This window comes from Streptomyces sp. NPDC002144, from assembly GCF_053593695.1.
In genome coordinates, this window is the sequence record NZ_JBSFDB010000013.1 from 104206 (window position 1) to 125006 (window position 20801).

Annotated in this window: 20 protein-coding genes; 9 read left to right on the forward strand and 11 right to left on the reverse strand. The window is 70.6% G+C overall.

What is annotated here, in order from left to right; all coding sequences use genetic code 11:
• Window positions 1–63 precede the first annotated feature (63 nt).
• A complete protein-coding gene (locus ACWCQ1_RS21110; protein WP_133044937.1) occupies window positions 64–1227 on the reverse strand; it encodes a glycerophosphodiester phosphodiesterase in 1164 nt (387 codons plus the stop codon).
• 330 nt (window positions 1228–1557) lie between these two features.
• Here ACWCQ1_RS21110 and ACWCQ1_RS21115 point away from each other — a divergent pair, with 330 nt between their 5' ends.
• On the forward strand, window positions 1558–2229 hold the full coding sequence (locus ACWCQ1_RS21115) for a lysophospholipid acyltransferase family protein (protein ID WP_133045042.1): 672 nt from the start codon (window positions 1558–1560) through the stop codon (window positions 2227–2229).
• An 82-nt stretch (window positions 2230–2311) separates the two neighbouring features.
• Here the strand turns inward: ACWCQ1_RS21115 and ACWCQ1_RS21120 are convergent, their stop codons facing one another.
• The 4 genes from ACWCQ1_RS21120 to argH all read right to left on the reverse strand — a co-directional run bounded on the left by ACWCQ1_RS21120 (window position 2312) and on the right by argH (window position 6996).
• Window positions 2312–3835, reverse strand: coding sequence for an MFS transporter (locus ACWCQ1_RS21120; RefSeq protein WP_451027093.1), 1524 nt, complete (start codon window positions 3833–3835; stop codon window positions 2312–2314).
• Complete coding sequence (locus ACWCQ1_RS21125; RefSeq protein ID WP_358607542.1) at window positions 3832–4383, reverse strand: TetR/AcrR family transcriptional regulator; 552 nt, start codon at window positions 4381–4383, stop codon at window positions 3832–3834. Before ACWCQ1_RS21125 ends, ACWCQ1_RS21120 begins: the two co-directional genes overlap by 4 nt.
• Window positions 4384–4469: 86 nt before the next feature.
• Complete coding sequence (locus ACWCQ1_RS21130) at window positions 4470–5441, reverse strand: aldo/keto reductase (RefSeq protein WP_358607545.1); 972 nt, start codon at window positions 5439–5441, stop codon at window positions 4470–4472.
• 130 nt (window positions 5442–5571) lie between these two features.
• Window positions 5572–6996, reverse strand: a complete 1425-nt coding sequence (argH, locus tag ACWCQ1_RS21135; protein WP_451027094.1) for an argininosuccinate lyase — start codon at window positions 6994–6996, stop codon at window positions 5572–5574.
• A gap of 237 nt (window positions 6997–7233) precedes the next feature.
• On the opposite strand from argH, the gene ACWCQ1_RS21140 reads away from it, so the two are divergent.
• From ACWCQ1_RS21140 to ACWCQ1_RS21150, 3 genes are all read left to right on the forward strand, one after another.
• Window positions 7234–8118, forward strand: a complete 885-nt coding sequence (locus ACWCQ1_RS21140; protein WP_358607548.1) for a hypothetical protein — start codon at window positions 7234–7236, stop codon at window positions 8116–8118.
• 118 nt (window positions 8119–8236) lie between these two features.
• On the forward strand, window positions 8237–8824 hold the full coding sequence (locus tag ACWCQ1_RS21145; RefSeq protein WP_133044944.1) for a pyridoxamine 5'-phosphate oxidase family protein: 588 nt from the start codon (window positions 8237–8239) through the stop codon (window positions 8822–8824).
• Between the two features lie 3 nt (window positions 8825–8827).
• Window positions 8828–9532 (forward strand): L,D-transpeptidase family protein, encoded by a 705-nt coding sequence (locus ACWCQ1_RS21150; protein ID WP_358607551.1) that lies wholly within the window; start codon window positions 8828–8830, stop codon window positions 9530–9532.
• Here the strand turns inward: ACWCQ1_RS21150 and ACWCQ1_RS21155 are convergent.
• Together ACWCQ1_RS21155 and ACWCQ1_RS21160 are read right to left on the reverse strand one after the other, a co-directional pair.
• Complete coding sequence (locus tag ACWCQ1_RS21155; protein WP_133044946.1) at window positions 9519–10976, reverse strand: sensor histidine kinase; 1458 nt, start codon at window positions 10974–10976, stop codon at window positions 9519–9521. The genes ACWCQ1_RS21150 and ACWCQ1_RS21155 overlap by 14 nt on opposite strands.
• Entirely contained in the window at window positions 10973–11713 is a 741-nt protein-coding gene (locus tag ACWCQ1_RS21160; protein ID WP_358607554.1) for a response regulator transcription factor, read from the reverse strand. Before ACWCQ1_RS21160 ends, ACWCQ1_RS21155 begins: the two co-directional genes overlap by 4 nt.
• A gap of 149 nt (window positions 11714–11862) precedes the next feature.
• On the opposite strand from ACWCQ1_RS21160, the gene ACWCQ1_RS21165 reads away from it, so the two are divergent.
• The 5 genes from ACWCQ1_RS21165 to ACWCQ1_RS21185 all read left to right on the forward strand — a co-directional run bounded on the left by ACWCQ1_RS21165 (window position 11863) and on the right by ACWCQ1_RS21185 (window position 16789).
• The gene (locus ACWCQ1_RS21165; protein ID WP_451027095.1) at window positions 11863–13215 is read left to right on the forward strand and encodes a ferredoxin reductase family protein; all 1353 of its coding nucleotides are present in this window, start codon (window positions 11863–11865) and stop codon (window positions 13213–13215) included.
• A gap of 19 nt (window positions 13216–13234) precedes the next feature.
• Complete coding sequence (locus tag ACWCQ1_RS21170; protein WP_451027096.1) at window positions 13235–13714, forward strand: FMN-binding protein; 480 nt, start codon at window positions 13235–13237, stop codon at window positions 13712–13714.
• 75 nt (window positions 13715–13789) lie between these two features.
• On the forward strand, window positions 13790–15172 hold the full coding sequence (locus tag ACWCQ1_RS21175) for a ferredoxin reductase family protein (protein ID WP_165954888.1): 1383 nt from the start codon (window positions 13790–13792) through the stop codon (window positions 15170–15172).
• Window positions 15173–15201: 29 nt separating this feature from the next.
• Window positions 15202–15996 (forward strand): FMN-binding protein, encoded by a 795-nt coding sequence (locus ACWCQ1_RS21180; RefSeq protein WP_207929827.1) that lies wholly within the window; start codon window positions 15202–15204, stop codon window positions 15994–15996.
• Between the two features lie 55 nt (window positions 15997–16051).
• Window positions 16052–16789, forward strand: coding sequence for an FAD:protein FMN transferase (locus ACWCQ1_RS21185; protein WP_451027097.1), 738 nt, complete (start codon window positions 16052–16054; stop codon window positions 16787–16789).
• Window positions 16790–16897: 108 nt separating this feature from the next.
• On the opposite strand, the gene ACWCQ1_RS21190 is transcribed toward ACWCQ1_RS21185, so the two are convergent.
• Genes ACWCQ1_RS21190 through argJ form a run of 4 tightly spaced genes read right to left on the reverse strand, consistent with a single transcriptional unit; the run spans window position 16898 to window position 20715 of the window.
• On the reverse strand, window positions 16898–17437 hold the full coding sequence (locus ACWCQ1_RS21190) for an arginine repressor (RefSeq protein ID WP_208779647.1): 540 nt from the start codon (window positions 17435–17437) through the stop codon (window positions 16898–16900).
• Between the two features lie 19 nt (window positions 17438–17456).
• Window positions 17457–18635: an acetylornithine transaminase gene (locus ACWCQ1_RS21195; RefSeq protein WP_358607570.1), complete on the reverse strand. Its 1179-nt coding sequence runs from the start codon at window positions 18633–18635 to the stop codon at window positions 17457–17459.
• Window positions 18632–19567 (reverse strand): acetylglutamate kinase, encoded by a 936-nt coding sequence (gene argB / locus ACWCQ1_RS21200; protein WP_451027098.1) that lies wholly within the window; start codon window positions 19565–19567, stop codon window positions 18632–18634. The genes ACWCQ1_RS21195 and argB overlap by 4 nt, the downstream gene beginning before the upstream one ends.
• Entirely contained in the window at window positions 19564–20715 is a 1152-nt protein-coding gene (gene argJ, locus ACWCQ1_RS21205; protein WP_451027099.1) for a bifunctional glutamate N-acetyltransferase/amino-acid acetyltransferase ArgJ, read from the reverse strand. Before argJ ends, argB begins: the two co-directional genes overlap by 4 nt.
• Window positions 20716–20801: the final 86 nt, after the last annotated feature.

Sequence of the window (20801 nt, forward strand, 5' to 3'; positions counted from 1 at the left end):
GCGGCCGCCCGGGCGATGGGTTGCCCGGGCGGCCGGCTGTTCACCCCAACCGGGGCCGGACGCTCATCCGTTGACGAAGTCGGCGCGGGCCAGCACGCCCGTGTCGGCGTTGTCGGTGAAGACGCCGTCGATGCCGGTGGCGAAGTACGTCTTGAAGGCGCCGAAGGGGTCGCCGTAGCCGTCGGCGGCCGTGCCCTTGCGGAACTCGGCGGGCAGGAAGGGGTTCTCGTTGCGCATCGTGTAGGGGTGCAGGATCAGGCCGACCTTGTGCGCGTCGGAGACCAGGGTGGTCGGCTTGTCGAGGCTGCCGTCCGCCTTCTTGGTGATGATCAGGTCGAGGGTCGGGCCGAGACCCTGCGCGTAGCCCGCGATCTCCCGGAGCCCCTTGGGGGTGATCAGGTCGGCGACGGTGCGCGGGTCACCGGCCTCGACGAAGTCCCAGGGACGGGTGCCCGCCCCGGAGAGCAGGACCACCAGCGGGTTGTCGACCAGTGTGTTCAGCCGCTGGATGCTGCTCGGCTCGAAGGACTGCAGGATGACCGGCGAGTTCCGCTTGTCCTTGCCGTACTTGTGCAGCAGCTTGGCGACCCGCTCCTCCAGGCCGAGCCCCAGCTTGCGGAAGTAGGTGGGGTGCTTGGTCTCGGGATAGATCCAGACCTGCTTGCCGCGCTTGCGGGTCTGCTCGTCCTGCCACTTCAGGACTTCCTCGAAGGTGGGGATCTCCCAGCGGCCGTTGTAGAGCGTGTTGTGCGGGCGGTTGGCCGGGATGCGCTCGATCGCGCGCAGCGTCTTCAGCTCGGCGAGCGTGAAGTCCTCGGTGAACCAGCCGGTGGTGGAGACGCCGTCGAGGACCTTGGTGGTCTTGCGGTCGGCGAACTCGGGGTGGTCGGCGACGTTCGTCGTCCCGCCGATCTCCGGCTCGTGCCGGCACACCAGATGACCGTCCTTGGTGGGCACCAGGTCGCCGGCCTCGACGATGTCGGCGCCCAGGTCGAGGGCGAGGTTGTACGAGCCGAAGGTGTGCTCGGGCCGGTAGCCGCTGGCGCCGCGGTGACCGATGATCGTCGGCTTGGGCAGGCTCCTCAGCCCGCCGCCGGTGTGTCCCGCGCCCGCCGCTCTCGCCGTGCCGGACAGGCCCAGTACGGCTCCGCCCGCGCCCAGCACCGCCGCGCCGAGGAGCGCGCGCCGCCCGGTGCCGCCTGTCTGTTCGTTCTCCTGCGTTCCCATGAGCGCCTCCCCTGGCGTCGGCCCGTCGTCTGTGTCCGGCGCGATGGTAGGTGGGTCGACATGACGCGAGGGAGGCCTGAACCGGAACAGGCGGGTGACTCGGAATGTCGTAAGCCATAAGGGAGGACGCGGCTGAACGGGGCGACTTCCGTCACACGGTTCCGGGCCGGTTACGGGCCGGAAACGCGGTGTCACCGCAGGTGAACCAACGTCAACAGTGCGTAAGACCTCGGTGAACGCCGTGTCCCCGATGTGCACCACGCCTCGGACCGCGAGTATCGTCCTCACCTGCACAGACTCATAAAGAACCGCTTGACACCGGAGGGCCCGTTGTCCCGCTTCGCGCTCATCAAGGCAGTGCTCGGACCGATCATGCGCCTGATGTTCCGCCCACAGGTGGAGGGCGTGGAGCACATCCCGGGCGACGGCCCGGTCATCCTGGCCGGCAACCACCTCACGTTCATCGACTCGATGATCCTTCCGCTCGTCTGCGACCGGCAGGTGTTCTTCATCGGCAAGGACGAGTACGTCACCGGCAAGACCCTCAAGGGACGGCTGATGGCCTGGTTCTTCACCGGAGTCGGCATGATCCCCGTGGACCGGGACGGCGGTCGCGGCGGCGTGGCCGCGTTGATGACCGGGCGGCGCGTGCTGGAGGAGGGCAAGGTCTTCGGGATCTACCCGGAGGGCACGCGGTCCCCGGACGGGCGGCTGTACCGCGGACGTACGGGCATCGCGCGCCTCACCCTGATGACCGGTGCGCCCGTCGTTCCGTTCGCGATGATCGGCACGGACAAGTTGCAGCCGGGGGGTGCGGGTATGCCGCGGCCGGGCAAGGTGACCGTTCGTTTCGGTGAGGCGATGGAGTTCTCGCGCTACGACGGGATGGACCGGGACCGGTATGTGCTGCGGGCCGTGACGGATTCCGTGATGGCCGAGGTCATGCGGTTGTCGGGGCAGGAGTATGTGGACATGTATGCGACGAAGGCGAAGGCCGCGTAAGGGTCGTTGTCGGGTGCGGGTTGGTGGGGGCTGGTCGCACCCACGCGGCGGTAGCCGCACATCGGACACAGCCCCGCGCCCCTTAGGGGGCGCTGTCGAGCCGCTGGTTTCGGAGCATGAACCATGCTGCGATCGCCGTTGCCAGCAGCACGATTGCGCCTGCGCCCGCTGCGAGTGACAGGCCATCCACGAAGGCTTCTCGCGCCGACGACAGCAGTTGCTGAGCACCGGTCGCCGACATGCCCTGTGCCGCTTCCACCGCTCCCCCCAGTGACTCGTGTGCCCCTGACGGTGTGCCCGGCGGGGACGGGAAGTCTCGGTACACGCCCGTCACGATCGTGCCCAGGATCGCGATGCCCAGGGCCGCGCCGAGTTCGTAGGCCGTTTCCGAGACCGCGGAGGCCGCGCCTGCCTGGTCCTTCGGTACGGCGGAGAGGATGACGTCGGCCGTGACCGTGAAGGAGAAGCCGGCGCCGACGCCCACGACGAGCAGGGCCGTGCCGAGCAGGGGGTAGCCGGTCGACTCGGTGATCAGGGTCAGGGCCGCCAGGGCCAGGCCCACCGCCGCGAGGCCGCCGGAGACCACCGCGCGCACCGAGAAGCGGCGAGCCGCCCGGCCCGCGACCAGGCCCGCCGCCACCGCGCCCACCGCGGCGGGGAGTTCGGCCAGGCCCGCCTCGAACGGGCGCCTGCCCTGCACCAGTTGCAGGTACTGGGAGAGGAAGAAGACCAGGCCCGACATGCCGAGGATGGTCAGCAGGTCGGCCAGGACCGCGGCGCTGAAGCCGCGGTTGCGGAACAGGCGCATGTCCAGCAGCGGGGTGGCGAGGGTGAGCTGGCGCCGGACGAACCAGGTCAGGGCCGCCGCGCCGAGGGCGCCCGAGGCGAGGGTCGGCCACGTGAAGCCGTGGGTCGCCGCCTCCTTTACCGCGTAGACGACGCCGATCACGCCGATGAGTGACAGGGCCACGCTGGTCAGGTCCCAGGGACCCGGGCGGGGGTTCCTGGACTCCGGGAGCGTGCGGATGCCGACCAGCACCAGGACCACCATCACGGGCAGGTTGATCAGGAAGACCGAGCCCCACCAGAAGTGCTCGAGCAGGAAACCGCCGACGATCGGGCCGACCGCCGTGCCCGCGGAGGCCGTCGCGCCCCAGATTCCGATCGCGAGGCTGCGCTCGCGCGAGTCGTGGAAGAGGTTGCGGATCAGAGCGAGGGTCGCGGGCATGAGCGTCGCGCCCGCGACGCCGAGCAGGGCGCGGGCCAGGATCATCAACTCGGGTGTCGTGGCATAGGCGTTGAGGACGGATATCGCGCCGAACGCCGTGGCGCCGCCGAGCAGGATCCGCTTGCGGCCGATGCGGTCGCCGAGGCTGCCCATCGAGACGAGCAGACCGGCGATCACGAACGAGTAGACGTCGCCGATCCAGAGGAGCTGGGTGCCCGTGGGCCTCAGGTCCTCGCTGATGTACGGGGTCGCGAGACCGAGGACGGTCGCGTCGACGGCCACCAGCAGCACGGCGAGCACGAGGACGGACAGCGCCAGCCAGCGGCCCGGGCGCTTCACCGCCTCGGTCGTGGTCGCCGGCTGCAGGGTGCTGGTCATGGTTCCTCTCTCCGTAGTGCGCCACCGAGCAGCAGCTCGGTGATCATGAAGGTGAAGTCCTTGCGGGCCACCCGGCCCTCCATCACGGCCCAGCCGCCGGAGGCCAGCAGGCCGTAGAGCGCCTCGGTGAGCCAGGCGGGGGTGAGGTCGATGCGGAAGGCACCGCTTTCCTGCCCGCGCCGGAACAGCGCGGAGATGCGGTCGTCGATGCGGGTCCAGCCGGCGTTCTGCTCCTCCCCCTCGAACAGCTGGTTCTCCGTGTAGAGGAAGGCGAGCAGGGCAGCGGCCGGTTCGATCGCCACGACCATCCGCCGTACGGCGTCGGCCGCCGGGCCCTCGGCCACGCGGGCCGCGTCCAGGGCCGCCTCGCACTCGGCGATCCCAAGCGACTCCAGCGCCCGTACGAGCGCGTCGCGGCCCGCGAAGTGGCGGTGCAGGGTGGCGCGGCTGATCCCCGCCGCCTTCGCGACCTCGTCCATCGTCGCGGTGGACTTGCGGGTCAGCAGGGCCGCGGCGGAGCGCAGGACGTGGTCACGATCGACAGCCATGAGACAAACCTAGCCCATGTGAGACATCTTTGTCTCATACGACGCGTGTGTGACTCACGGGCGTGAGTCGAGAGGGGCTTTTTGTGTCAGTGCCAGGGGAGGCTGCCGCGCTTCGCCCAGTACGCCTGCGGCTCCTCGACGAGGGTGGCGAGGCGGGTCAGCTGGTCCTCGTCGAGGTCGACGACGGCAGCGTGGAGGTTGGAGGCGAGCTGGCCGAGGGTCGCGGCGCCGGAGAGGACGACGCCGGCCCACGGCTGGCGCAGGATCAGGGCGAGGGCGACGGCGTCGCAGCCGAGGGATGTCTCGGCGGCCACCGCTTTGAGGGCGTCCGGTGCGTGCGGTTGCGCGAGGCGGCCGTTGGCCATGCCCTCCTTGACGATCACCGTGAGCCCGGCGTCGTGCGCCTCGGCGAGGGCGGGGGCGGCCGAGGTCTCGAGGGCGTTGTACGTCGACTGGACGGTACGGAAGAGGGGGGCGCCGTCGACCGTCACGTCGAGGGCGGCGCGGATCGCGTCCGCCTGGACCGGGCCGCTGGTGGAGAAGCCGACGGTGAGGCCCTGGGCGGCGGCCTCCGCGAGCTTGGCGTGCAGTTCCTTGTCGGTGAGCGCCGGGCTGTCCGGGGTCACCGAGTGGATCTGGTAGAGGTCGAGGTGGTCGCCGAGGAGGTCGGCGGTCTCGGCGCGCTGGCGCTCGTAGGTCGCGAGGCTGTGGTCCTTGACCTCGTGCTGTTCGGCGTCCGTGGTCCAGTCGGCGGTGTAGGTGTAGCCCCATTTGCTGCCGACGACCACGTCGTTTCGGCCGGGGTTGTCGTTGAGCCAGTCCGCGAGGAACTCCTCGCTGCGGCCGTAGGAGCGGGCCGCGTCGAAGTAGCGGACGCCCTGGGCGTAGGCGGCGTCGAGGAGTTCGTGGGTGCGGGCTCGTAGCGTCTCGACGCTCCGGTTGTCTCCCAGGTCTTCGTCTCGGCCGAGGTTGATGTAGCCGGGGCGACCTACTGCGGCGAGGCCCAGACCGATGTGGCAGGTGGGCGTGGTTGCTGTGGCGAGGCGGGCGAAGGGCATGCCCACAACGTAGCTCGGGATGCCCTTCGCTTCAGGGGGTGGGTTGCGCGGTGCTTTGGCGGGTGCGAGTCCGTCGTGGCTTGTCGCGCCCGCGCGGCGGCAGCCGCACATCCAACACGGCCCCGCGCCCCTAGCTGCGGTCAGCCCACGCGTGCTGAGCAGCGACGTTCGTCTTCACTTCCGCCAGCTGGACCGCCACCGCGCTCGGGGCCGTGCCGCCCCTGCCGTTGCGGGAGGCCAGGGCGCCCGGGACGTTCAGAACCGTCCGAACCTCGGGCGTCAGGTGGGCCGAGATCTTCGCGAACTGGTCGTCCGTCAGGTCGTTCAGTTCCTTGCCCTCGGCCTCGGCGGCCTTGACGCACTCGCCCGCCACCTCGTGCGCCACGCGGAACGGGACGCCCTGCTTGACCAGCCACTCGGCGATGTCGGTGGCGAGGGAGAAGCCGGCCGGGGCCAGTTCCTCCATGCGGTCGCGGTGGACGGTGAGCGTGGCCATCATGCCGGTGAAGGCGGGGAGCAGGACCTCCAGCTGGTCGATGGAGTCGAAGACCGGCTCCTTGTCCTCCTGGAGGTCCCGGTTGTAGGCCAGCGGGAGCGCCTTGAGCGTGGCCATCAGACCCGTCAGGTTGCCGATCAGGCGGCCGCTCTTGCCCCGGGCGAGCTCGGCGATGTCGGGATTCTTCTTCTGCGGCATGATCGACGAGCCCGTGGAGAACGCGTCGTGCAGGGTCACGAAGGAGAACTCCTTCGTGTTCCAGATGATGATCTCCTCGGCGATCCGGGAGATGTTCACGCCGATCATCGCAGTGATGAAGGCGAACTCGGCGACGAAGTCGCGGGAGGCCGTGCCGTCGATGGAGTTGCCGACGCTGCCGTGCTCGAAGCCGAGGTCCTTCGCCACCGCCTCGGGGTCGAGGCCGAGGCTGCTGCCCGCGAGGGCACCGGAGCCGTACGGGGAGACCGCGGTGCGCTCGTCCCACTGGCGCAGCCGCTCGGCGTCCCGGGACAGGGACTGGGCGTGGGCCAGGACGTGGTGGGCGAACAGCACCGGCTGGGCGTGCTGGAGGTGGGTGCGCCCGGGCATCGCCACGTCCGGGTGGGCCTCCGCGAGGCCGATCAGCGCGTCCTGGAGGTCGGCGATCAGACCGCCGATCGTGCGGGCGTGGTCCCGCAGGTACATGCGGAAGAGGGTGGCGACCTGGTCGTTGCGGGAGCGGCCCGCGCGCAGCTTGCCGCCGAGCTCGGGGCCGACGCGCTCCAGCAGACCCCGCTCCAGCGCCGTGTGGCAGTCCTCGTCCGCCATCGTGCCCACGAACGAGCCGTCGGCCACATCGGCCTCCAGCTGGTCGAGGCCGGCGATCATCCGGGTCAGCTCGTCGTCCGTGAGCAGCCCCGCCTTGTGCAGCACGCGCGCGTGGGCACGGGAACCGGCGATGTCGTACGGCGCCAGCCGCCAGTCGAAGTGGACGGACGGGGACAGCTTCGCCAGGGCCTCGGAGGGGCCGTCGGCGAAACGGCCGCCCCAGAGCCGGACGTCACCGCTGTTGCTGCTCACTTGCGTTGCTCCTCGGGGTCGGTCGGGGTCAGCCCAGGCGCTCACTGACATGCATGATTATGCAGAGCTCTGCATGATTCGTCAATTCGAGAGGTCGTCGCGCGCCGATTCTCGAGTTGACTTGAACATGCGTAACCGCTTTCCCGTACCTCTCGCCGAACGCAGGCGCCGCGTTTGTAAACACCAGTCACACACCAGTGACAGAACTGTCACTCCAGACCCCAGTGAGGCATCCGCATGTCCAGGGCTCTTCCGAAGTACAACAAGCGTCGCGTCGCGATCATCGGCGGCGCCGCCGCGGTGGCGCTGTCCGGAGCGGTCATCGCCGGTACCGCCCTCGCCGGGACCCCCTCCAAGAGCAGCAGCGGGAACAACGCCCGGACCCTGGCCGCGTCCCCGGGCACCATCAGCTGCCCGGACGTCGCCTCGAAGCTCCCCGCGATCCCGGCCTCCGCCCAGGCCGAGGTCACCCGGAACCTCACCCTGCTGCAGACCCAGATCGACGAGGCCAACAAGCGCCTGGTCGACACGGTGGGCCAGGGCGGTGCGAACTTCGTGAACAACGCCATCCTGGGCCCGCTCAAGGACAAGCGCGTCGCCACGATCAACCGCATCGCCACGGCCATCGGCCGTACGGCGGCCAAGCCCACCGGCCTGGACTCGCTCGCGCCGTGCGCCCTCAACGCGGCCGGCGGGGGCAAGGCGAACACGGGCAACGCCAACGCGGGCAACAACGCGAACGCGGGCGGCAAGGCCAACAACGGCGGCAACGCCAACGCCGGCGGGGCCGCGAACACCAACGCGGGCGGACAGGCCGGCGCCACGGGCGTGGGGACCATCACCTGCCCGGACGTCGCCTCGAAGCTCCCCGCGATCCCGGCCTCCGCCCAGGCCGAGGTCACCCGGAACCTCACCCTGCTGCAGACCCAGATCGACGAGGCCAACAAGCGTCTGCAGACCACCGTCGGCCAGGGCGGAGCGAACTTCGTGAACAACGCGATCCTCGGCCCGCTGGCGGACAAGCGGAAGTCGACGATCGACCGCATCGCCATCGCGATCGGCCGTACCTCGACCAAGCCGACCGGCCTGGACTCGCTGGCCGCCTGCACGCTCACCAAGTGACGTGACAGGCGCTGTGGCCGCCCCGAGGAGCGCCGGCCGGGGCGGCCGCGGCGGGATCCGGCACCCGGACCCGCAATTCCTTAGACAGGCGAAAGGATCGCGTTCATAATCGTCAGGCGTGGGAAAGACTTATGAGCGCATAGACGGCAGGCTGCGTACGTTCATCGAGGCGCAGCCTCTTTTCTTCACCGCGACCGCCCCGCTCGCCGGCGACGGCACGGTCAACCTATCCCCCAAGGGCCTGACGGGCTCGTTCGCCGTCCTGGACGAACTCACCGTGGCCTACCTGGACTTCGCCGGGTCAAACGCCGAGACCATCGCGCATCTGCGGGAGAACGGGCGGATCACGCTGATGTGGTGCGCGTTCCAGGGACCGCCGAACATCGTGCGGGTGCACGGGCGCGGCGAGCCGGTCTTCCGTGACGACCCGCGGTTCGGTCAACTCCTCACCCATTTCCCGGACATCGACGAGACCCGGCACGGGCTGCGCGCGATCATCGTGGTGCGCGCCGAACTCGTCCGTGACACCTGCGGTTACGCGGTGCCCTTCATGACGTACGACGAGGACCGCGACCTGCACGGCAAGCGGTTCGCGCGCGAGGACGACGCCTCGCTGAACGCCTACTTCACCAAGAAGGAGCACATCGCGACCAGCCTGGATGGCCTACCCGGGCTGCCGTTGCCGCTGCCGCCCTCTACGGTCTGAGCCATGCGAACCTCTGCCGTCGCCGGCGCTCTGGCGTCCGCGTCCCTGCTGGTCCTCGGTGCCGCCGCGCCGAACCCCGTGGCACCGCTTCCCGCGCGCATGGCCGACACCGGGGGCGGTACCCAGCTGATCACCGCCGTGGCCCCGGCGAAGAGTTCGACCACCGGCACCCTCACCTGGTGGGACCGCAGGAACGGGCGGTGGGTGAAGGCCGGTTCCGCCTCCGCCCGGTTCGGGGCGAAGGGGCTGGTCGAGGGGGCCTCACGGAAGCAGAACACCAACACCACGCCCACCGGGCTGTACGACCTTCCCTTCGCCTTCGGGATCAAGGGCGCACCGAGTGGCACCACGTACAAGTACCGGCCAGTGCACGCGAGTTCGTGGTGGTGCGAGGACAACGCGTCGCGCTCCTACAACCGTTGGACCGAGCCGCGTCCGTCCGACTGCCGGGCGTCGGAGTCGGAACGGCTCGGCGCCTACCCGACGCAGTACGCGTACGCCCTCGTCATCGGGTTCAACTACCAGCAGCCGGTGCGGGGACGCGGCGCCGGCATCTTCCTGCACGTCAACGGGCGCGGGGCGACGGCGGGTTGCGTGTCCGTGCCCGGTGACGCGATGCGGGCGATCCTCCGGTGGGCCGCTCCCGGGAAGAAGCCGCACATCGCCATCGGCACGACGAGCGGGAGCACGGCGATCATCCGGTACTGATGCGCACGGTGAACGTCGTCGACCCCGGCCTGCTCACCAGCTCCACGCTCCCGCCGTGCGCCTCGGTCACCGCCGCCACGATCGACAGGCCCAGGCCCGCTCCACCGCCCGAGGCGTCCGCGCGCCGGCGGTGTTCGGCCCGGGTGAAGCGTTCGAAGACGCCGGGCTGGATGTCCTCGGGGACTCCGGGGCCGTCGTCGTGGACGTGCAGGACGGCGGCGGAGTCCTCGCTCTCCAGGGTCACCGTGACCTTCGTGCCCGCGGGAGTGTGCAGCCGCGCGTTGGCCAGGAGGTTGGCCACCACCTGGTGGAGGCGGTGCCTGTCGCCGACGACGGTGACCGGTTCCTCGGGCAGGTCCAGCTCCCAGCGGTGCTCGGGGCCCGACGCCCGGGCGTCGGTGACGGCGTCCAGGACCAGCATGGTGAGATCGACGGGCTGCCGTTCCAGCGGGCGCCCCGCGTCCAGTCGCGCCAGCAGCAGCATCTCGTCGACCATCTCGCCCATCCGGGACGACTCCGCGGCGATGCGTTCCAGGGCGCGGTTGATCTCCGGCGGTACCGGGCCGGGGTGCAGCAGGGCCAGTTCCGCGTGGCCGCGGACCGAGGCGACCGGGGTGCGCAGTTCGTGGCTGGCGTCGGCCGCGAAGCTGCGCAGCCGCTCCTCACTGGCGTGCCGTTTGGTGAGCGCGTCCTCGACATGGCCCAGCATCCGGTTGAAGGCGCCGGCCACCTGACCCACCTCGCTGCGCGGGTCGGACTCCGGTGCCCGGGGCGGCAGGGCCACCTCGCCGCTGGCAAGCGGGAGTTCGCTGACCCGGGTGGCGGTGGCCGCGACCCGGCTGAGCGGGCGCAGCGACCAGCGGACCCAGAAGGCGCCGACCACGCCGGTGACGGTGAGCGCGGCGCCGAAGACGATCCCCGAGACCAGTTCGAGCCGGTGGACCGCGGCCTCCACCGGCTCCAGCGGCAGTCCGGTGAGCAGTACGTCTCCGTCGGCGCCCCGGGAGGAGACGATCCGGTAGGAGTGCAGGGCGGAGAGGCGGACGGTGTGTCCTCGGCCGTCGGCGGGAATCCCGGCGAGCCGCTTCTTGTCCTGCGCGCTCAGCGGGACGTGCTGGATGCCTTCGGAACGGACGACCGCCGCGTCGGTAACCGTCCCGTCGACCAGCCGGGCGCCCAGGGTGCCCGTGGACTGCCGGCGGGTGTCGCCGTGTTCGTCGCCGTCGTGGTCGTCGGGCAGCACCTTGTACTCCAGGCTCACGGCGAACCGGTTCCCGGCCTCGGTCAGCTGCTGGTCCAGCCGGCTGAGGAGGAACCCGTTCAGTTCGAACACCGCGGCCACCCCGACCGCGGCGCAGCTGACCGCGAGCAGCACGACCAGGCCGACGGTGAGCCGGGCCCGCAGAGTGCGGAGCCGGGGCAGGCGTCGCCACGGCACCCTCATGACGCCACCGGCTTGAGCACGTACCCGGCGCCGCGCACCGTGTGGATCATCGGCTCACGGCCGGCGTCCACCTTCTTGCGCAGGTAGGAGATGTACAGCTCGACGACATGCGCGCGGCCGCCGAAGTCGTAGGACCAGACCCGGTCGAGGATCTGCGCCTTGCTGAGGACCCGGCGGGGGTTGCGCATGAGGAAGCGGAGCAGCTCGAACTCGGTGGGCGACAGCTCGATGAGTTCGCCGGCGCGGGTGACCTCGTGGGAGTCCTCGTCCATGACCAGGTCGCCGACCGTGAGATGAGGGCCCTCCTCCAGCTGGCGGGCCATGCCGGCACGGCGCAGCAGGCCCCGTACCCGGGCGACGACCTCCTCCAGGCTGAAGGGTTTGGTCACATAGTCGTCGCCCCCCGCGGTGATGCCGGCGATACGGTCCTCGACCGCGTCCCGGGCGGTCAGGAACAGCACGCAGACGTCCGGTTTCACGGTGTGCAGGGAGCGCAGCACGGCGAAGCCGTCGGTGTCCGGGAGCATCACGTCGAGGACGACCGCGTCCGGCATCAGCTCGCGGGCCTCGGCGAGCGCGGAGGCGCCGTCACCGGCCGCACGGACCTGCCAGCCCTCGTAGCGCAGGGCGCCGGAGAGCACCTCGGCGAGATCGGGGTCGTCGTCGACGACGAGGACGCGCAGGGGGGTGCCGTCGGGGCGGGTGAGGGCGGGACGGCCGGATCTGGTGGTGTTCATCTCCTCCCCAGGATCACCCCTCGCGCCCGCGTCACGCACCGGACGACGCTCTGAGTTTCCTCTGAGTGGGCTCGGTGAGGGGCCTTTCAGAGGGTGCTCAGAGGTTGCGGAGGCACAGTGGCGTCCCGGACAGGTGAGAGGACGTACAGATGACCACCGTGTACGAGCGGAGGGCGGCACCGCGGCTCGCGCCGCCCGCCGGGCGCTCACCCGCGGGCGCCGTGCTCGCGCTGCTGTGGGCCGGTGCGGCCGCCGTGGTCGCGATGTGGTGGGCGGACACCGGTTCGGTGGTCGGCGCCGCGGGCTGGCTGACCGGGGCCGGGCGGATCGCCGGACTGCTGTGCGGGTACGCCTGCGCGGTGCTGGTCGGGCTGATGGCGCGGGTGCCGCTGCTGGAGCGCCGCGTCGGCTCGGACCGGGTGGCCCGCTGGCACGCCATGGCCGGCCGCTACACGGTCTGTCTGCTGGCGGCGCACGTCGTGCTGATCCTGCTCGGGTACGCCGCCCAGGACCGCGCCTCGGTCTGGCACGAGACGGTGACGGTGGTGCTGGACTACCCGGACATGCTGAAGGCCACCGCCGGCACGGTCATCCTGTTCGCCGTCGGCATCACCTCGGCCCGCGCGGTACGCCGCCGTACCAGCTACGAGTTCTGGTACTACGTGCACCTGCTGACCTACGCGGCCGTCTTCCTCGCCTTCTTCCACCAGCTGACCCTGGGCAACGACTTCAACGGCCACCGGATCGCCACGGCCGCCTGGTACGCGCTGTACCTCGGGGTCGCCGCCCTGGTGCTGTGGTTCCGGATCCTCGCACCGGTACGGCTGAACATGCGCCACCGGCTGCGGGTGCAGTCCGTGCACCGGGAGGCACCCGGCGTCCACTCGATCGTCGTGCATGGGAGGCGGCTGGACGAACTGGGCGCACGGCCGGGGCAGTTCTTCCGCTGGCGGTTCCTCGGCGAGGGCTTGGGCTGGACGTCGACGCCGTACTCGCTGTCGGCGCCGCCCCGCCCGGATCTGATGCGGATCACGGTCAAGGCGCTCGGCGACCACAGCGCGGCCGTCTCGCTGCTGCGGCCCGGCACCCGCGTGTGGGCGGAGGGGCCGTACGGCTCGATGACCGAGGACCGGCAGACCTCGCCCAGGTCCCTCCTGATCGCGGCCGGCGTCGGCATCACCCCGCTGCGGGCCCTGTTCGAGACGCTCCCGGGTGAGGTGACGCTGCTGTACCGGGCCCGGACGGCCGAGGACCTGGCCCTGGGCGCGGAGCTGGAGGCCATCGCCCGGTGGCGAGGCGCGAAGGTGCTGTACGCGCTCAACGGACCGGCCGGACGGCGCCCGGACCTGACCGCGCAGTCGCTGCGGGCGACCTTCCCCGACCTGGCCGGCCACGACGTCTACATCTGCGGTCCGCACGGTTTCGCCCGGGACCTGTACGAGGAGCTGCGCGCCGCCGGGGTCCCCGACCGCCGCATCCACCACGAGTCGTTCGAGCTCTGAGACCTGTGAGGCCCAAGAAGTGCACGCGCTGAAGAAGAACCGCCCCCTGCGCCGGATCGTACTGGCGAGCGCCGCCACCGTCTCCGGGATGGTGCTGCTGCTGTCCCTGAAGCCGCACAGCACGCCGACGGCCGCCCTCGCCGTACCGGCGCCCTCCAGCAGTCCGAGCACCTCAAGCGCGGCCGGCAGCTCGGGCGGCTCCGGAGGGTCGGTCTCCACCGGCACGAAGACCGTCACCGGGAGCACGATCCAGACCCGCTGGGGCCCCGTCCAGGTGAAGATCACCCTAAAGAGCGGCAAGCTCACCGACGTGACCGCGGTGCAGTACCCCACGGACAATCCGCGCGACCAGGAGATCAACAGCTACGCCCTCCCCCGGTTGCGCAGCGAGGCCCTCCAGGCCCAGAGCGCGAACATCGACACGGTCTCCGGGGCCACTTACACGAGTGACGGTTACCGCCAGTCACTCCAGTCCGCCCTGGACTCGGCACGCGGCTGAACGCACCGGCGTCACGGCACGTATCTCTGGGCCAAGGGACCACGCCAACCCCCTTGCCCCCGCCCCGGAGGAACAGTGACCACCACGCTCGCAGGCGGCCGCGCCGCCCGCCGCCAGACGATGCGCCGCATCCGCCCGCGCCGCTCCCCGGCGACCGTCCTGCTGCTCGCCGTATGGGCGGGCGCGGTCGGTGTGCTGTGGCTGTGGTGGATGAACACACCGTCCATCGCCGACCAGAACGGCAAGATTCTCAACGCGGGCCGGATCACCGGTCTGCTGGCCGGCTATCTGATGGCACTGGTCGTGCTGCAGATGGCCCGGGTGCCCGCGCTGGAGCGGCGGGTCGGCTCGGACCGCGTGGCCCGCTGGCACGCGATGAGCGGCCGCTACACGCTCTGCCTGGTCTTCGCGCACGTCTTCCTCATCATGTGGGGCTACGCGCTGCAGGCCGGCAAGTCGCTCGGCGACATCGTCCAGCAGACGATCGACTCCATCAACCAGCTGCCGGACATGGGCAAGGCGGCCATCGGCACCGGCCTGTTCGTGCTGATCGGCCTCACCTCGATCGGCCCGGTCCGCCGCCGGCTGCCGTACGACACCTGGTACCACGTGCACCTGCTGACGTACGGGGCCGTGTTCCTGACGTTCTGGCACCAGATCACCACCGGCAACGACTTCGCCGTCGAGCCGACCGCCAAGACCTTCTGGTACGCCCTGTACGGCTCGGTCACCGCGCTGGTGATCTGGTACCGCATCCTCGTCCCGATCCGGCTCAACATGCGGCACCGCATGCGCGTCGAGGCGGTCATCGAGGAGACCCCGGGCATCGTGTCGGTGCTCATCGGCGGGCGGAAGCTGCACCGGATGGGCGCGGAGGCGGGGCAGTTCTTCCGCTGGCGGTTCCTCGCGCCGGGCATGCGGTTCAGCTCCCACCCCTACTCGCTCTCCGCGGCGCCCCGGCCGGACATGCTGCGGATCACCGTCAAGGCGATCGGCGACCACAGCGCCCGGCTGCGCGAGCTGACGCCCGGCACCCGGGTGTGGGCCGAGGGGCCGTACGGCGCCATGACCGCCCAGCGTCGCAGCCGTGGCAAGGTGCTGCTGGTGGCCGGCGGTGTGGGCATCACGCCGATGCGGGCGCTGTTCGAGACGCTGCCGGGCGCGGCCGGCGACATCACCCTGCTCTACCGGGCCAACACCACCCAGGACCTGGCCCTGTGGGACGAGCTCGCCGCCATCGCCGACGACCGCGGCGCCCGGCTGATGTACGCCGTGAACAGCCCGGACGGGGAGCGCCCCGACATCTCGGCGGAACGGCTGCGGCAGAAGCTGCCGGACATCGACAAGCACGACGTGTTCATGTGCGGGCCGGCCGGGTTCGCGCAGTCCGTGTACGAAGCACTGCGCGGCGCGGGAGTGCCCGCCCGCCGCATCCATCACGAGTCGTTCGAGATGTGAGCGACGGGATTCCAGGAGCCCAGGTACCGATGAAGAAGAGTCACCCCATCCGGCGTGTCGTGCTGGCCAGCGCCGCCACCGTCTCGGGTGTCGTGCTGCTGCTCTCGCTGAAGCCGGCCTCCGACCCCAACGCCCAGGCGGCGGGGGCGGCACCGCAGCAGACCGCGGGCGCCCAGGCCTCGCCCCAGGGCGGCACCGGGTCGAGCGGGACGGCGTCCGGCACGATCGACGGCAATGTGGCGCAGACGCAGTACGGCAACGTGCAGGTACGGCTGACCGTCGCCAACGGCAAGATCACCAAGGCCGAGGCGATCCAGGCGCCCAAGGGCGGCACCAGCGACCAGAAGACGGCCCTGTCCATCCCCAAGCTCACCCAGGAGACGGTCACCGCGCAGAGCGCGCAGATCGACGCGGTGTCCGGGGCGACGTACACGAGCAACGGCTACAAGCAGTCGCTGCAGTCCGCGCTCGACAAGATGAAGGCGAGCGCCGGTTCCGCGCAGAGCGGCGGCTCGGGTTCGTCCTCCGGCGCAGCCTCCGGTGCCGCGCAGGCCAAGACGGTGACCGGTGCCGTCGCACAGACCCAGTACGGTCCGGTCCAGGTCCGTATCACCGTCGCGAACGGCAAGATCACCAAGGCGGACGCGGTGCAGGCGCCCAAGGGCGGCCTCAGCGACCAGAAGACGGCCCTCGCGATCCCCAAGCTCAACCAGGAGGCCGTGGCCGCGGGCAACGCGCAGATCGACTCCGTGTCCGGGGCGACGTACACCAGCGGCGGCTACAAGCAGTCGCTGCAGTCCGCGCTGGACCAGGCCGGTGGCTGAGTCGGTGGCGGAATTTGCGGAAGCTCCCGCCGCGGTGCGTCATGCGGAGGAGGTCATGGGGACCGTCTTCTCCTTCGACGTCCGCGGCGGGGAACCCGGTGTCGTACGGGCGGCACTCGAGGAGGCGATCTCCGGGCTGCACCGGGTCAACGCGGTATTCAGCACCTACCGCGAGGACAGCCAGGTCTCCCGGCTCGCCCGCGGTGAGCTGACCCTGGCCGAGTGCGACCCCGAGGTCGCGGAGGTGCTCGACCTGGGCGCCGAGGCCGAGCGGGTGAGCGACGGCTGGTTCAGCCTGCGCTACGAGGGCCGCCTCGACCCCACCGGCATCGTCAAGGGCTGGGCGGCCGAGCACGCGGCACGCAGGCTGCGGGCGGCCGGCGCGACCGGGGTGAGCGTCAACGGCGGCGGCGACGTGCAGATGTTCGGCACGCCGGAACCCCACCGCCCCTGGCGCGTGGGCATCGCCGACCCGCTGCGCCCGGGCGGACTCGCGGCGGTGGTCTCGGCGGCCGGCGCGGACGAACTGGCGGTCGCCACCTCCGGCACGGCCGAACGCGGCGCCCACATCGTCGACCCCCGCACCGGCCGCTCCGCGGTGACGGACCTGGTAGCGGTCACAGTGGTAGCCCCCGCCCTCACCTGGGCGGACTGCTGGGCAACAGCGGCCTTCGCGATGGGTTCCAGGGAAGGCCTGCGCTGGCTGGAGTCGCTGCCGGATGTGGAGGCGCTGCTCATCACGGCCGGGGACGAGGTCAGATGCACAGGTGGCCTCGCATCCCGACTCGGGTAAGCGGAAGCCTTCAGGGGCGCGGGGCTGTGTCGGATATGCGGCTGCCGCCGCGTGAGCGCGACCAGCCCCATGCGCCCCGCAGTCGGCAAAACAACCGCAAGTCCCCCTTCAGTGGCCGTTCTGAGCCAACCGCAGCAAATGCTCGGCCAACGCCTGTCCCCCCGTCGGCTCCCGGCTGATCAACAGCAACGTGTCGTCACCCGCGATCGTCCCCAGAATGTCGTGCAGTTCGGCCTGATCGATGGCCGAGGCGAGGAACTGCGCGGCCCCCGGAGGGGTCCGCAGCACGACGAGGTTCGCCGAAGCCTCCGCAGAGATCAGCAACTCCTGCGAGAGCCGCCGCATCCGCTCCTCCTTCGCCGACTCCCCCAGCGGCGCACGAGGGGTGCGGAAACCCCCCTCGCTCGGCACCGCGTAGATCAGGTCACCGTCGTTGTTGCGGATCTTCACCGCGTTCAGCTCGTCCAGGTCCCGGGAGAGCGTCGCCTGAGTGACCGTCAGCCCGTCATCGGCGAGCAGCTTCGCCAACTGGCTCTGAGACCGCACCGGTTGCCGGTTGAGGATGTCCACGATCCGGCGGTGCCGCGCGGTCCGCGTCTGCGGCACGGCAGGCCCGGCGTGCTGTGCGTCGTCCTGCGCCTGACTCATCGTCGTCCCATTCTCCGGCTCATCCGTCCCCGTCGAGGATGCCGGGCAGCGCCCGAAGGAACGCCGCCACCTCGTCGTCGCCGAGATTCAGCGGCGGCATCAGCCGTACGACGTCGTCAGCGGGCGCGTTCACCAGGAACCCGGCCTCCTGAGCCGTCTGTCGCACCCGGGGCGCGTGCGGCTCGGTGAGCACGATACCCAGGAGCAGGCCCGCGCCCCGGACATGCCCGACCAACGGGTGGCCCAGCGCCTCGATCCCGTCCCGCAACGCCCCGCTCTGCCGCTTGACGTTCTCCAGCAACCCGTCGTTCGCGATCGTGTCGAGCACGGCGAGCCCGGCGGCGCACGCGACCGGGTTGCCGCCGAAGGTCGTCCCGTGGTGCCCCGGCCGCAGCAGCTCGGCGGCCCGGCCGAAGGCAACGGTCGCGCCCAGCGGCAGCCCGCCCCCGAGGCCCTTCGCCAGCGTCACGACGTCCGGCAGGACACCCTCGTGGGCCTGGTACTCGAACCAGTGCCCGGTCCGTCCGATGCCGGTCTGCACCTCGTCCAGGACCAGCAGCGCACCGTTCGCGGCGGTGATCGCGCGGGCGGCCTTGAGGTACCCGGGCGGCGGGACGACGACGCCGATCTCGCCCTGGATCGGCTCCAGGATCACCAGCGCGGTCTCCTCGGTCACCGCCGCGGCCAGGGCCTGCGCGTCGCCGTACGGCACGTGCGTGACCTCGCCGGGCAGCGGCAGGAACGGCTCCCGCTTGCCCTGCTGGCCGGTCATCGCCAGGGCGCCCATGGTGCGGCCGTGGAAGGCGCCCTCGGTGGCGACCACGTGGGTGCGCCCGGTCAGCCGGCCGATCTTGAAGGCTGCCTCGTTGGCCTCGGCCCCGGAGTTGCAGAAGAAGACCCGGCCGTCACGGCCGAAGAGCTGCAGGAGCCGTTCGGCGAGCGTCACGGTCGGCTCGGACATGAAGAAGTTGGAGATGTGCCCGAGGGACGCGATCTGCGTGCTGACGGCCTCGACGACCGCCGGGTGGGCGTGACCGAGCGCGTTGACCGCGATACCGCCGACGAAGTCGAGGTACTCCTTGCCGTCGGCGTCCCACAGCCTGGCGCCCTCGCCGCGCACGAGGGGCAGCAGCGGGGTGCCGTAGTTGTTCATGAGCGAGCCCTGCCAGCGCTCGCTCAGCTCCTGGTTGTGCGTCATACGGCATCCCCCTCTTGTGCGTCTTGTTCGTCTTGTTCGTCTTGTCCGTCGGGCACGACCATCGTGCCGATGCCCTCGTCGGTGAAGATCTCCAGCAGGATCGAGTGCTGGACCCGGCCGTCGATGACCCGGGCGGTGGTGACGCCGTTGCGTACGGCGTGCAGACAGCCCTCCATCTTCGGCACCATCCCGGAGCTCAGCTCCGGCAGCAGCTTCTCCAGCTGGGAAGCGGTGAGGCGGCTGATCACCTCGTCGCTGTTCGGCCAGTCCTCATAGAGGCCCTCGACGTCCGTGAGGACCATGAGCGTCTCCGCCCCAAGCGCAGCAGCGAGTGCCGCAGCCGCCGTATCAGCATTGACGTTGTAGACATGTCCGTCGTCCTGGCTACGGGCGATCGACGAGACGACCGGGATCCGGCCGTCGGCGAGCAGTGCCTCGATCGCGCCCGTGTCGATCTCGGTGATCTCGCCCACCCGCCCGATGTCGACCAACTCGCCGTCGATCTCGGGCTGGTGCTTGGTGGCGGTGATGGTGTGCGCGTCCTCGCCGGTCAGTCCGACGGCGAGCGGCCCGTGCTGGTTGAGCAGGTTGACCAGCTCCCGCTGCACCTGCCCGGCCAGCACCATCCGTACGACGTCCATGGCGTCCTCGGTGGTGACGCGCAGGCCGGCCTTGAACTCGCTGACGATGCCGTGGGTTTCGAGCGCCCGGCTGATCTGCGGGCCGCCGCCGTGCACGACGACGGGCTTGAGGCCGGCGTGGTGCAGGAAGACGACGTCCTGGGCGAACGCGGCCTTCAGGTCCTCGTCGATCATGGCGTTGCCGCCGAACTTGATGACGACCGTCCTGCCGTTGTGCCGGACCAGCCAGGGCAGCGCCTCGATGAGGATCTGGGCCTTGGGGAGCGCGGTGTGCTTACGCGTGGTGCTCATGACGAATAGGCGCTGTTCTCGTGGACGTAGTCGGCGGTGAGGTCGTTGGTCCAGATGGTGGCGGTCTCGGAGCCGGCGGCGAGGTCGGCGACGATGTGCACCTCGCGGTAGCGCATGTCGACCTTCTCGCGGTCCTCTCCCACACCGCCGTTCTTGCAGACCCAGACGCCGTTGATGGCGACGTTCAGCCGGTCCGGCTCGAAGGCGGCCTTGGTGGTGCCGATCGCGGAGAGCACGCGGCCCCAGTTGGGGTCCTCGCCGTGGATGGCGCACTTGAGGAGGTTGTTGCGGGCGATGGAGCGGCCCACCTCGACGGCGTCGTCCTCGCTCGCGGCGTTGACCACCTCGACCTTGATGTCCTTGCTGGCGCCCTCGGCGTCCCGGATCAGCTGCTGTCCGAGGTCGTCGCAGACGGCACGCACGGCCTCGGCGAACTCCTCGTACTCCGGGGTGACTTCGGCGGAGCCGCTGGCCAGCAGCAGCACGGTGTCGTTGGTGGACATGCAGCCGTCGGAGTCGACGCGGTCGAAGGTCGTGCGGGTCGCGGCCCGCAGCGCCGTATCCAGTACTTCGTCGTCGAGTGCCGCGTCCGTGGTGAGGACGACCAGCATGGTGGCGAGGCCGGGGGCGAGCATGCCCGCGCCCTTCGCCATGCCGCCGACCGTCCAGCCGTCCTTCGTCACGACGGACGTCTTGTGGACGGTGTCGGTGGTCTTGATGGCGATGGCGGCCTTCTCGCCGCCGTGCTCGGAGAGTTGGGCGGCGGCCGTCTCGACTCCCGGGAGCAGTTTGTCCATCGGGAGCAGGACGCCGATGAGGCCGGTCGAGCAGACCGCGACCTCGATCGCGCCCCGCCCCAGTACCTCGGCGGCCTTCTCGGCAGTCGCGTGCGCGTCCTGGAAGCCCTTGGGGCCCGTACAGGCGTTGGCGCCACCGGAGTTGAGGACGACGGCGGAGACCTGGCCGCTCTTGAGAACCTGCTCGGACCACAGGACCGGCGCGGCCTTCACACGGTTGGAGGTGAAGACGCCGGCGGCGGCGCGGCGCGGACCGTTGTTGACCACGAGGGCCAGGTCCGGGTTGCCGTTCTTCTTGATCCCGGCGGCGATGCCCGCCGCCGTGAATCCCTTGGCTGCCGTGACGCTCACTGCATCTCCTTGTTCGCTTCTCCGCCCGTGCGGCGCAGAGGTGCGGCTTTCGTCGTTGCCTGCAGCCCGGTGGCTGCACGTGCGTC

Coding starts and splice junctions, on each gene's coding strand:
- ACWCQ1_RS21110 (WP_133044937.1), bottom strand. CDS start 1,227: ATGGGAACGCAGGAGAACGAACAGACAGGCGGCACCGGGCGGCGCGCG.
- ACWCQ1_RS21120 (WP_451027093.1), bottom strand. CDS start 3,835: ATGACCAGCACCCTGCAGCCGGCGACCACGACCGAGGCGGTGAAGCGC.
- ACWCQ1_RS21125 (WP_358607542.1), bottom strand. CDS start 4,383: ATGGCTGTCGATCGTGACCACGTCCTGCGCTCCGCCGCGGCCCTGCTG.
- ACWCQ1_RS21130 (WP_358607545.1), bottom strand. CDS start 5,441: ATGCCCTTCGCCCGCCTCGCCACAGCAACCACGCCCACCTGCCACATC.
- ACWCQ1_RS21140 (WP_358607548.1), top strand. CDS start 7,234: ATGTCCAGGGCTCTTCCGAAGTACAACAAGCGTCGCGTCGCGATCATC.
- ACWCQ1_RS21150 (WP_358607551.1), top strand. CDS start 8,828: ATGCGAACCTCTGCCGTCGCCGGCGCTCTGGCGTCCGCGTCCCTGCTG.
- ACWCQ1_RS21155 (WP_133044946.1), bottom strand. CDS start 10,976: ATGAGGGTGCCGTGGCGACGCCTGCCCCGGCTCCGCACTCTGCGGGCC.
- ACWCQ1_RS21160 (WP_358607554.1), bottom strand. CDS start 11,713: ATGAACACCACCAGATCCGGCCGTCCCGCCCTCACCCGCCCCGACGGC.
- ACWCQ1_RS21165 (WP_451027095.1), top strand. CDS start 11,863: ATGACCACCGTGTACGAGCGGAGGGCGGCACCGCGGCTCGCGCCGCCC.
- ACWCQ1_RS21180 (WP_207929827.1), top strand. CDS start 15,202: ATGAAGAAGAGTCACCCCATCCGGCGTGTCGTGCTGGCCAGCGCCGCC.
- ACWCQ1_RS21185 (WP_451027097.1), top strand. CDS start 16,052: ATGGGGACCGTCTTCTCCTTCGACGTCCGCGGCGGGGAACCCGGTGTC.
- ACWCQ1_RS21190 (WP_208779647.1), bottom strand. CDS start 17,437: ATGAGTCAGGCGCAGGACGACGCACAGCACGCCGGGCCTGCCGTGCCG.
- ACWCQ1_RS21195 (WP_358607570.1), bottom strand. CDS start 18,635: ATGACGCACAACCAGGAGCTGAGCGAGCGCTGGCAGGGCTCGCTCATG.
- argB (WP_451027098.1), bottom strand. CDS start 19,567: ATGAGCACCACGCGTAAGCACACCGCGCTCCCCAAGGCCCAGATCCTC.